Annotated in this window: 8 protein-coding genes; 7 read left to right on the forward strand and 1 reads right to left on the reverse strand. The window is 53.3% G+C overall.

What is annotated here, in order from left to right; translation table 11 throughout:
* The first annotated feature begins 97 nt into the window (after nucleotides 1-97).
* The 7 genes from MKZ07_RS07055 to MKZ07_RS07085 all read left to right on the forward strand — a co-directional run bounded on the left by MKZ07_RS07055 (nucleotide 98) and on the right by MKZ07_RS07085 (nucleotide 9,231).
* Nucleotides 98-1,090: an alpha/beta fold hydrolase gene (locus MKZ07_RS07055; RefSeq protein ID WP_341025329.1), complete on the forward strand. Its 993-nt coding sequence runs from the start codon at nucleotides 98-100 to the stop codon at nucleotides 1,088-1,090.
* 155 nt (nucleotides 1,091-1,245) lie between these two features.
* Nucleotides 1,246-2,739 (forward strand): N-acetylmuramoyl-L-alanine amidase, encoded by a 1,494-nt coding sequence (locus MKZ07_RS07060; protein ID WP_036690804.1) that lies wholly within the window; start codon nucleotides 1,246-1,248, stop codon nucleotides 2,737-2,739.
* 125 nt (nucleotides 2,740-2,864) lie between these two features.
* Nucleotides 2,865-4,109 (forward strand): MFS transporter, encoded by a 1,245-nt coding sequence (locus MKZ07_RS07065; protein ID WP_341025331.1) that lies wholly within the window; start codon nucleotides 2,865-2,867, stop codon nucleotides 4,107-4,109.
* Between the two features lie 21 nt (nucleotides 4,110-4,130).
* Complete coding sequence (locus tag MKZ07_RS07070; RefSeq protein ID WP_341025332.1) at nucleotides 4,131-4,817, forward strand: response regulator transcription factor; 687 nt, start codon at nucleotides 4,131-4,133, stop codon at nucleotides 4,815-4,817.
* Complete coding sequence (locus MKZ07_RS07075) at nucleotides 4,804-5,793, forward strand: sensor histidine kinase (RefSeq protein ID WP_341025334.1); 990 nt, start codon at nucleotides 4,804-4,806, stop codon at nucleotides 5,791-5,793. Before MKZ07_RS07070 ends, MKZ07_RS07075 begins: the two co-directional genes overlap by 14 nt.
* Nucleotides 5,794-5,875: 82 nt before the next feature.
* Nucleotides 5,876-6,559 (forward strand): ABC transporter ATP-binding protein, encoded by a 684-nt coding sequence (locus MKZ07_RS07080; RefSeq protein ID WP_036690812.1) that lies wholly within the window; start codon nucleotides 5,876-5,878, stop codon nucleotides 6,557-6,559.
* The gene (locus tag MKZ07_RS07085) at nucleotides 6,556-9,231 is read left to right on the forward strand and encodes an ABC transporter permease (protein WP_341025336.1); all 2,676 of its coding nucleotides are present in this window, start codon (nucleotides 6,556-6,558) and stop codon (nucleotides 9,229-9,231) included. The genes MKZ07_RS07080 and MKZ07_RS07085 overlap by 4 nt, the downstream gene beginning before the upstream one ends.
* A gap of 525 nt (nucleotides 9,232-9,756) precedes the next feature.
* On the opposite strand, the gene MKZ07_RS07090 is transcribed toward MKZ07_RS07085, so the two are convergent.
* On the reverse strand, nucleotides 9,757-12,051 hold the full coding sequence (locus MKZ07_RS07090; protein WP_341025338.1) for a helix-turn-helix transcriptional regulator: 2,295 nt from the start codon (nucleotides 12,049-12,051) through the stop codon (nucleotides 9,757-9,759).
* Between the last annotated feature and the right edge of the window lie 100 nt (nucleotides 12,052-12,151).

Here is a 12,151-nt window from a genome sequence, read left to right on the forward strand (position 1 = left end):
GTTCATAATGCCGTCATGTTGAGGACATCTTGCTCAAGTAGACTCTACATATACCGCTAAGGTGGATCAACAGAGACATAGACAGGAGAAGATGGACATGGCAGAGATGGCCGGAAAGAATAACACTGAGACTAAGGGCCGCAAGAAGCGGTACTTATGGTTGAAAATACTCGGGGGCATTGTCGCAGCACTGGTATTGCTCATAGGCATCACGTATGTTGTCAATGTAATCAGTAACGGAAGAGATAAGAAGAAGATTGAAACGTACGGGCAGTACGTAAATGTAGAGGGCAAAAAGATGAATGTGTCTATTCAAGGCAGCGGGGAGCAAACTATCGTTCTCCTGCCGGGGCAAGGGACCCCGTCGCCTGTACTGGACTTTAAGCCGCTGATTGATGAACTGTCACCTTCCTACAAAGTCGTGGCAATTGAACCTTTCGGTTACGGTCTCAGTGATGAAACGGACAAAGAAAGAACGACAGAGAATATCATCAGCGAAATTCATGAAGCGGTGCAGCAACTCGGTCTGAAGCGTTACATCCTGATGGGCCACTCCATCACGGGACTTTATGCCGTGTCTTATGTGAATGCATACCCGAATGAAGTTGAAGCTTTTGTAGGGATTGACAGTAGTGTTCCCAACCAGCCTGGCATGGATGTCAAATTGCCTCTCGGAGCGATGAAGTTTGCTAAAGATTCAGGTGTGATGCGGCTGCTAACGAAGCTCAGCGGAGATTCGTTTAAATCGCTTGACTATGATGAGCATACCAAAGAACAGATGAAATTCATCTCTGCCGTGCACGGCAGTAATTCAACGCTGATGAATGAGCTTAGCCACCTTGGTTCCAATTTCAAAAACGGCTCAAAGCTGACCTACCCGCAGGATTTGCCGGTGCTGTTGTTCGCGCAATCCAATAACGAACACAACAAGCAGTGGATTCCGTTGCATGAGGAGCAGGCGAAGCAGTCTTCACAGGGTAAATTGATCCCAATGGTAGGCTCCCACTACCTGCACCATACGAAGTACAAAGAAATCGCCGAGGAATTCAAGGAATATATGAAGACCGTTCAATTAAAGCAAGTCCAATAAAGAGTATAGAATATTATTATGCGGTACCCCACGGGGCGCCGCATTTTTGTGTTTACCCAATTGTAAATGTTCAATTCCGCAACCAATTCCAATTATTGGAGTCTAATTTAAGAATCAGCAATTCTACTATCAGATGAAATGGATGAGATGCACGCATGAAAAAATGTAATTGGTTCCTCCTGCTGGCAGCGCTATTCTTGTGCTTCCCGCTCAGCGGTCAGGCCAAAGCCGCTGCGAAGACAAGCCCCACGATAGTATTGGACGGTCAGGCAATCCCTATGCAAAAAAAAGACAAGGTTGAAATTATTAACGGCAGTGTAATGGTTCCCCTGCGGATCATTGCAGAGAATATGGGGATGGGGGTCATCTGGAATCAACAGGCTGGAACCGTAACCATTCCGAAGGAATCCGGCAGCGTTGAACTAACCATTGGCCACAAGGAGGCTTTGATCGATGGAACCTCCCATTCGCTGTCCACAGCGCCCCGCAACCATAGCGGAACCACGCTTGTCCCGTTAAGATTCATCAGCGAAGCCATGGGCGTCCAGGTGAGCTGGGACAACAGCCGCAAGGTGGTGGGCTTAACTTCAGCGGGACCTCCAGCAGTGCAGCCGGATTCCGGGCCTGCTACAGATCCGGCAGTGATCGCTGCCCCGGCAAATCCTGAAGGCACAGCTCCTCCGGCGGCCCTGCCCGTCATCGCAACGGGGACTTCAACGCTGAGCGGGCTCAGCTTCAGCGATAACCGCCTGATGCTTGCTTTTACCGGCGATGTCCAGCCATCCGTACATACCGGAAACGAACCACTGCAGATCGTGGTGGAGCTTCCCTTAACGTCATTCTCCGCAGATTTCTTACAAACCGTCTTGTGGGATAGCAGTACTCTATCAGGGGAGCAGGCGATTACTGGAGTCCCGGGTGTCAGCAGGATGGCTTACGAGCTGTCAGGGACAGACGCTTCCACGGTACGGGTCACCCTGTTTTTGACTGCAGTTTCACGTTACACCACTTACATAGAGGAGGACGCAGCCTACAGACTCCTGGTCGTTGACTTGAACACTCTTTCACCGGAGCCTCTTCCTGTACAGCCGGTTCAACCTGGCAATGGCAAGAAGATTATTGTTATTGATGCCGGACATGGTGCTGCGGACCCCGGTACGATCGGAATCACCAAGACGCTGGAGAAGGACTTTAATCTGAGCCTGGCTCTCAAGGTGGAAGCCCTGCTGCTGAAGGATCCGGCCTTCCAGGTGGTAATGACACGCCGCGATGATACCTATCCGGCCAATAAAAGACGGGCAGAGATGGCCAATGAGCTTCAGGCGGATGCCTTTGTATCCATCCATGCCAATTCGGTAGAAGGACGGCCTGAGGTGCGCGGCACCGAATCCTATTATTACAGTCAAGAGAGTAGAGCTTTTGCCGATATCATGCACAAGCACCTGCTGGGGGCAACCGGCTTCACAGACCGCAAGGTTAAATATAACAAATATATCGTACTGAAATATTCCAACATGCCAGCTACGCTGCTTGAGGTAGGCTTCTTGTCCAATGCTGCCGAAGAAGCCGCCCTGTTCTCCGATGATTTCCAGAACCGGGTAGCGGCAGCACTCGTAGCGGGGCTGAAGGAATATTTCGGGGTGAATTGATCCACTCCGTCCCCGCATTTATAGCTTTAAAGATCGCGGTCCGCTCCGTATAATATAGACAGTGAAAGGAGAACCCGGACTTAAGTAGCTGAGCGTATTTTATGAATCAATAGGGGGTTAAACGATTGAATCGGTATGACCAAAGCGCAAATCCACCGAGCCTGTTCCGTAACAAGTTCCTCCAGACGATTCTGTTATCCAGCGTGCTGCTGCAGATCGGGATCTGGGTACGTAATTTTGCTATTCTGCTGTATGTTGCGGAGAGGACCAACAATGATCCCTACGCCATTTCGCTGATCAGCGTTGCTGAATTTGCGCCTATCTTTGTTTTTTCCTTCATTGGAGGGACTTTTGCGGACCGGTGGCGCCCGAAGCGCACGATGATCTGGTGTGATTCCCTGTCTGCGGTATCGGTATTCGCCGTTCTGCTCAGTATTCACTTCGGTTCTTGGGAATCGGTGTATCTGGTCGCGTTCATCTCGGCCATTCTGTCGCAGTTCTCACAGCCTTCAAGCATGCGGTTATTTAAATTCCATGTGGCGGAGGAACAGCTGCAGCAGGGGATGGCGCTCTTCCAATCACTGATGGCTATCTTCATGGTCCTCGGACCAATGTTAGGCACTTTCGTATACAGCACCTTCGGCCTTGAGATCTCCATCGCTGTAATGGGCGTGGCTTTTCTGCTGTCAGCACTTGTGCTTATTCGTCTGCCGGAGGATCATATGGAAGCAGGGACAGTTACCGCGAAGGGGCAATTCCGTAAGGACTTCACCGAGGGCTTCCGGTATGTCTGGCAGAGTCAGGTGCTGCGGATGCTCGGACTTGCGTTTGTGTTGGCGGGACTTGCCGTGGGCGCAGCCCAGGCACTGAATCTGTTCATCGTCACCGAGCGGCTGGGCCGAAGCAAGGAGTTCCTCCAGTACATGCTTATGGTTAACGGTGCAGCCATGCTGATCGGGGGAGGGCTGGTGGCCGCCTTCGCCAAAAAAGTTCCGCCCCAGCTGCTGCTCGCCATGGGGATGCTGGCAGGTGCCGTATGCACCACCATCGTCGGGTTCTCAACAAGCGTTCCGCTTACGCTCACGATCCAGTTCCTGAACGGGCTGATGTTCCCTTGCATTCATATCGGGATCAGCACGATGATTCTGAGATGGTCTAATAGCTCGATTGTCGGCCGGGTCAACGGGGTGCTGAATCCGATGTTCGTCGGGATGATGGTGGTGTCCATGTCGTTCGCCGGTGCGTTGAAGAGTGCCTTGCCGCTCAGTACCATCTACAGCGGAGCCGGAATTCTGTTCCTCCTGGGCGCAATGATGATGTTGCCGATTATGAAGCAAAAGGCGCCGGATCAGGCACAGCCTGCACAATAAATAAAATGGAGGCCCTGAAGAATGCCGCAAATATTACTGGTTGAGGATGATCAGGCCATTGCAAGAAATCTCGTGCTGCTGCTCCGCTCAGAAGGCTTCACAGTTACCCATGCCGCTACGCGGAGTGAGGCTGTGGCCATGCTCGGCGGAAATCCGTTTGACCTGGCACTGATCGATATTGCTTTGCCTGACGGGAACGGCTTTACGGTGTACACGGAGATCAAGGCCACAAGGGAGGTGCCTGTCATCTTCCTGACGGCCTCCGGGGATGAGGCAAGTGTGGTTACCGGGCTGAACATGGGGGCGGATGACTATATTACCAAGCCGTTTCGCCCGCGTGAACTGATTGCGCGGATTGGAACGGCGTTGCGGAAGAGCGGACGGACCAGGTCTGCTTTTGACATCGGCGGGCTTCATGTAGATCCGGCAAGCGGTGTTGTAACCCGGCAGGGCAAGGAGGTCTACCTCTCAGCGCTGGAATACCGCCTGTTGCTGGTGTTTGTGAACAACCCCGGGAATATTATTACGCGAAGCAGGCTGCTCGACGAATTATGGGACGCAGCGGGCGAATTTGTTAATGACAACACGCTAACTGTCTATATCAAGCGCTTGCGGGAGAAGATCGAGAGTGATCCGGCAAGTCCGCAGATCATTCTGACGGTGCGGGGAACAGGATATCGGCTGGGGTGCAGCGATGCTGCGGAATAAAGAGATCCGACACTTCAGCCTGTTGTATATCATCATGTCTGCTGGTGCGATTACCATCGGGTTCACCTTACATACGGCAGCGGGGTTCCTTGCCACTGGTTGTGCTGTTGCCTTCGGCACAGCATTTTTGCTGTTCACCAGGGCCCGGTACAAGAGCATTGCGCGCATCTCTAATCAGATTGACCGGGTACTGCATAATGCGGACCATCTGTTCATCGCTGATGCGGAAGAAGGCGAGTTATCCATTTTACATAGCGAAATCACCAAAATGACGCAGCGCATCCGGGATCAGAACCGCGAGCTGATCAAGGAAAAGGGGCATCTTGCCGATTCACTGGCTGACATCGCCCACCAGCTCCGCACCCCGCTTACCTCAGTGAACCTGATTATGACGCTGCTTGCGAATAGTCCTGCGGAAGAGGAGCGGAAAGCTTTTATACGGGAGACCGAGGAGCTGCTGATGCAGATGGATTGGCTGATTACCTCCTTGCTTAAGTTATCCCGTTTGGATGCGGGCATTGTTGTATTTCAAAGCGGGCCTATCGCCGTTAACGGCCTGCTCCGCACCGCTGTTCGTCCGTTCCTAATCCAGATGGAGCTGCGCAATGTAGACTTACGGATAGATTGCCCCGCTAGAGCAGTGATCCAAGGCGATTCGGCCTGGCTCCCGGAAGCGATCCAGAATATCCTGAAGAATTGCCTGGAAAGTGCAGGAGAGAACGGGAAGATTGAGCTGATCTGCTCAGACAATCCGCTGTACACCGAGCTTACGGTGCATGACAACGGCCCGGGCTTTAGCAAGGAAGAAATCCCCCGGCTGTTCGACCGGTACTATCGCGGCAGCAGCCCTAACCATACCGGCTACGGAATCGGCCTTGCGCTCTGCAAGCTGATTATCACCCGGCAGGGAGGGAGCGTTACCGCACATAATCACCCGCAGGGCGGTGCGCTCTTCAGGCTTCGTTTCCCTAAGTGACAGATCTCTCACCTGAAAGTCACAGAGATGTAAGCTTGCGGCTCTATGATAGGGATAAATCAGGTGAAGGGAGAATTGCAGTATGGAGTTTTTGAGAATTGAGAAGCTGAGTAAGATCTACGGGAAAGGAGACAATCGGGTTACGGCGCTGGACGAGGTGTCGCTGACGATTGAGAAGGGGGAGTTCACGGCGATCATTGGCTCCTCCGGCTCCGGCAAATCCACTTTGCTTCATATCATCGGCGGTGTCGATGTGCCGACAAGCGGCAACGTCTATTTGGACGGACAGGATGTGTATGCCCAGAGCAATGACAAGCTGGCTATTTTTCGCAGGCGGCAGGTCGGGCTGATCTACCAGTTCCACAACCTGATTCCTACGCTGGATGTGGTGGAGAACATCACCTTGCCGATTCTGATGGACAAACGCAAGGTCAACGAGGAACGGCTGAACGACTTGCTTGAGCTGCTGGGGCTGACTGACCGGAGAACGCATCTGCCGAATCAGCTCTCGGGCGGACAGCAGCAACGTGTATCTATAGGACGCGCATTGATGAATGCCCCAGCGGTCATGCTGGCGGATGAACCCACGGGCAGTCTGGACAGCCGGAATGGACATGAGATTATCAATCTGCTGAAATTAAGCAATCAGAAGTACCGGCAGACCCTGCTCATCGTCACGCATGACGAGAATATTGCCCTCCAGGCAGACCGCATTATCGGCATCTCCGACGGCAGGGTTGTGCGGGACGAACGGGTACGGACATGAATATTTTCAACAAGGTTACCCTCCAGAGCCTCAAAAAAAGCCGCACGCGGACCATCGTAACGATTATCGGAGTCATCCTGTCTACCGCTATGATCACTGCCGTCTCCACCTTCGCCGTGTCCTTGCAGAGCTATATGATCCAGGGTTCCATCGCCAAATACGGCGGCTGGCATATCGGGTTCCCGGCTGTAGATTCCTCCTTCGTGCAGGAACGGGCACACGATCAGGCCGTATCCAGTACGGCATCCTTCGAGAATATCGGCTACGCGGCACTTAGTGGCGGGAAGAACCCGGATAAGCCTTATCTGTTTATTGCAGGCTTTAATGAAGATGAAGCTTCCCCGGGTACCTTGCCTGTCACTATGGTTTCCGGACGAATGCCAGATAACAGCAGAGAAATTCTAGTCCCGTCCCATCTGGCGGCGAATGGCGGGATCAAGTTCGCTGAGGGCGATACGCTCACACTGGCTGTCGGAGACCGGATGTACGGCAACCAGCAGTTGAACCAGCATGATGTCTTTTTGGCGGGAGACCAGTCTGGGAAAGGCGCAGAAGCTTTGGTGCCCCGGGCAGAGCAGACCTACAAGGTTGTAGGAATCTACGCCAGACCTGCTTTTGAGGAGTCCGCTGCCCCAGGCTATACCCTCATTACCAGAGCTAATCCGTCAGAACGGGCGGACAGCTTCAGCTTGTATGTTAGCCTGAAGCACCCGCGTGAAGTGAAGGCTTACGCAAACAGCACCGCCGCAGGCCATGCTTACGTCTACAACGATAATGTGCTGCGCTTCATGGGCGTCTCAAGCGATGAATTGCTCACCGCTCTGCTGTACACGGTCGGGGGGATTGTAGCTTTTATCATCGTAACCGGTTCGATCTTCATGATCTACAACGCCTTCACCATCTCCCTCAATGAGCGCACACGCCAATTCGGCATTCTCTCATCGGTAGGAGCCACAGCGAAGCAGCTGCGTAACGCCGTGTTGTTCGAAGGTCTGTGTATTGGTGCTGTCGGAATACCGGTTGGCATTCTCTTGGGAATAGGCAGCATGGGACTTGTACTAACGGTCGTATCCAAGAACTTCGGGAATATCCTCTATTCCCATGTCCCTTTAAACTTGCAGGTGTCCATTCCAGCCATTGCCTGTGCAGCTGCGCTGAGCATGATCACGATTCTGATCTCAGCCTATATTCCGGCCAGGAAGGCGGCAGGCACTCCCGTGATGGAGAGTATCCGCCAGTCGAACGAGGTTAAGGTTGAAGCCAAGGCCGTGAAGACATCCGGGCGGGCGCAGCGTATCTACGGCCTCGAAGGCACCCTTGCGCTTAAGAATTTCAAAAGAAACAAGAAACGCTACCGCAGCATTGTGCTGTCGCTCATGTTAAGCGTCGTGCTGTTTATATCGGCCAGCGCTTTTGTCACATATATGAAGCAAATGTCGGAGCGGGCAGTTGCGTTCACCACCTATGATATCGGCTTCGCCACACAATCTATGAAAGACAGTGAGATGCTGGCGCTCTACGACAAGCTCAGAACCGCAGGCGGGATCTGGGAAAGCTCCTACCAGACGCTCATGAAAGTGACCGGGATAGCTCAGGCAAGCGATCTCTCGGATGCTTATTGGGGCGAAGAGGGGGCTTCGGGAGCCGCGGGAAAAGCGGGAAATGATGGAAAAGCAGGAAATGCAGTTGTTCCTTCGCCGGTCCGCTCGGATGAGCAGGTATCTCTGCCCGTCGACCTGCAGTTTCTGGATGACAGCGCCTATCTGAAGATTCTTGAAGGGCTGGGCTTACCCGCAGCGGAATATACGGGTCCGGACGCCAAGTTCATCGCCGTTGCCAAATTGATGAGTCCTGCCGACGATAAACGGCTGAAGGAGGTTGACGGGTTAAGTAATTTGTTCAAAAGTTCGTCCTCTATCCTGACCCTGACCCCCAAATCAGAGGACGGGTCGAAGATAGAGCAGGGACATGACGTATCGGTTACGTTCGTAGAGACCGTACCGCCGGATACGCTGCCGGTTACGGGAAGCCCCGGTTCCAATCAGCCCTTCTTCTTCCGGGTGATTGCTCCTTATTCACTCATCGGCAAGTTTGAAGCAGCGGACAGTCCGCCGGCAGTGAAGGGCCTGACCTTTCGCTCCAAGCACCCGGCACAGTCGGTAGCGGAGATGGAGAAAACCATCCAAGGTGCACAAATTACGGATGAATATAAGCTGTATAATGTGTATGCGATGATGGATGAGAGCCGCAATACGATTTTCATCATCAACGTGTTTGCCTATACCTTCATTATCATGATCTCGCTGATTGCGATTGCCAATGTGTTCAACACAATCTCGACGAACATCAAGCTGCGCCGCCGGGAGCTGGCGATGCTCCGCTCTATCGGGATGTCTGACCGCAATTTCCAGCGGATGATGAATTTCGAATGTGCCTTTTATGGCATGAGGGCGCTTATGTCCGGGATTCCCATCGGGCTGGTCTTCTCCTGGCTAATCTACCGGGGGATGTTCATTGGCGGCGCGGACCAGATTGACTATATCTTCCCCTGGGCCAGCATCGGCATCAGTGTGTTCAGCGTGCTCCTGATCGTATTCGTGACCATGCTGTATTCGGTTAGCACAATCAAGCGGGAGAATATCATTGATGCGCTGCGGGATGATATGACTTGATAGCAAGTAGATTAGAACTCCATGCATGGGTAGGGGCATGCACGCGGGTCGTTACGCTTAGCGGCAAACAGTTGGATTTTGTCCACTTGCTTCGGTAAATCCGACGGAAAGCGGTAAATGAAGGTACGTTTTTTCACTTGTTTGCTAAAAAATCAGGTGACGATAGGTGATCCCATAACTCTCAAGCTTGACCCTGACGTATAGTGAAGGGTTTACAATGGGAGCAGGAGGGACAGTCTACGCGGGTGTACGGAACGACTACCGAGGTTATGCAATATATCGATGCGGTCATCCGTATTTATATGGGCGGGGAAGATCCTTGCCCGTAATCGTTGTTCCATGAAGCGTGCCAGTAATTGGGGCACGCTTGTTTATTCCTCCACGTAATTCTAAGACACTCGATTGTATGTGAAAAAGTGAATACAATTGCTATCAAAGAGACGGGCGGGCCTAATGTATGCGGAAATCCGAATACAATCGGTGCCGTTTCAGCGAGACATAGAATTCTTATATTTTCAGAAAGAACTATAATTCCTCCCCCGAAGCCGGAGCCTGTACCGGCAGATCCCCGGCAGCCCGCTTGCGGTACTCACCCGGCGTTAAGCCGGAGGCACGCTTGAACATACGGATGAACGAGTTCACATTCTGGTAGCCGACCTGAAGCGCGATATCTTGGATTCGCAGGTCTATGTTCATCAGCAGCGCCTTGGCCTGTTCGATCCGCAGGGTGTTCAGATATTCGCTGAAGTTGATGCCGGTCTTCTCCTTGAAGATGCTCGACAGATAGCCGGGGGTCAGATTCAGCTTCTCGGCGACAAGGTTCAGATTGATGTCTTCCCCGTAATGCTTGTCCAGATACTCCAGCACGAAGCTGATGACCGGGTCCCGGGTCTCCGAGCCGCTACGGATCGCCGCAAGGACCGGAATCACCAGTTCCCGGAGCCATTCACTATACTGCTGCGAGGAATAGAAGGCGGCGAACGGCTCACCGGACAGAGCCGCAACCAGCCCTATTTCAAGCTCCGGCAGATTCAGCTTCATGACTGTTTTGCTTGTCTGTTCTGATACACCCGCAGCAAAAGCCCGGAAATCCTCCGCAGCGGCATCCTTATTCTGCAGTTGCTCCAGCTGGCGGTCCAGCCAGCCGAACAACGCTTCCTCGCTGCCGGACTGCAGCAGGGTATGCAGCTCTTCCCCGTGTGTGACCTTCAGATGAATGGCCTTGGCCGACGAGGCCCGCGGCTCTACAATAATCTGTGTCTCCCCGTTCAGTCTGCGTTCCTTCAGCAACCCGGACAAGTTATGGTAAGCATCCGTAAACGGTGTTTCCCCTGAATATACCGGGCTGACTGCTATCGTGAGGTAGAGGGAAGGCTCATCTGCCAGCAGCTCCTGCAGCGTGCCCAGCACTTGAAGAATGCCGCTCTGCGGGCCGGGATCGAAGAGCAGCAGCAAGAGCAGATCCTGCTCCGGCTGCAAGGCGACGTTCTCGGATTCCTCCCCGGTGAATAGCCGCTGAATCAACTGCCATAGGGCCAGCGTGTGCTCCTCAGGCTCCTCCGGCAGGCGGGTGAAGCTGAGCTTGAACAGGATGGAGGCATACGGGCGCTCGGAATGCAGGGCATCCTCCAGCTCACCAAGGCTTGCGTTCAACGGAATATTCTTAACCTTATGGGTATAGGCATACTGGCGGACCAGCGAGTTCTTATTCGCAAGATCGTTCTGAATGAACCGGTTGTTCTCCATAATCGAGCTTAGGCGGTCGCCGATAATGGCGAACTCCTTAACGCTGCTCACCTTGCCGGGAGCGCCGCCCGATTTGCGGTCGAACGCGGCGATCAGGCGCTGGAGCGGCTGGTTCAGCCGGTAGCTGAACAGGAGGGAGAAGAGAAGACTGACCAGCACCGCAGCAGTGAGCAGAACGGCGAGCAGCACCCGCATGCCGCGCAGCCCGCTCGCGATGGCGGCAACCTCGGTGACCCGGACGTAGGTGAAGCCGGTCTGCGCCCCTTTTTGATAGAAATAATAGTTGTCCCCGATCCGCTCATGTGAGCTTGCAGTAACGGCATACTCCAGAGCCGGCAGCTCCGTCTCTGCGGTGGAGAAGAGCAGACGGTCCTGCGCATCCATTATATAGAAGGGATTCTTCCCGGAATCCCCGTACGCCTGCTCCAGCCGCTGCGGGTTCAGCATCACAATGCCGTAGACCTCTTCATAAGGAATGGCCTTGATCATGACCGGCATCAGCCGCCCGAGCGGACGCGAGGAATTCATCGTAGTCTCTGTGAAGGAGGCGGCGGGCAGGACCTTCAGATACTGGTTGTCCATGGTCTGAGCGCTCCAGAAGTCCGCCGGATATTCCCCGCTGTAATAATACTTGCCGAACATATCGGCCGCGGTACTCAGCCCCTCTTTCTCAAGCACATATCCCTCCGCCTTGAAATGCAGAATGAAATTCTCAATATGCAGAAAAGGGTTCCCGTTCAGCGTCATCAGATCGGACTTCACCTCGCTGACAATATCGTAACGCCGATTCTCCTTCAGATGGCTGAGAATGCCCAGATTGGCCGTCCACGTATCCGACTGGGTCAGCGCCAGAATCATATTCTGGGTCAGCCGGAAGTGATTCTCGTACCCGTCCACCGCTTGCTTCAGACTCTGCTCGTTCTGCCGGACCACCTCCTGATAGACCTTCCCGCTAAGATATAGATGAGAGAACAGATTGAATGAAGCCAGCAGCAGGATGACACTCAGGAAGCTGAGCATGAGCTTAACGAACAGGCCGCTAAGGGCAAATTGGCTGGTAAGCGGTCTCTTCATATGTATTCCCCCTTCAGGTGCAGCCGCTTGGTTATCGTTTTATCCTATCATAGCGGCCCAAAGCTGACACGCACAATATGCACTTTTACCGATTTATACA

This window comes from Paenibacillus sp. FSL P4-0338 (genome assembly GCF_038002365.1).
In the GTDB taxonomy this organism is placed as follows: Bacteria; Bacillota; Bacilli; order Paenibacillales; family Paenibacillaceae; genus Paenibacillus_AQ.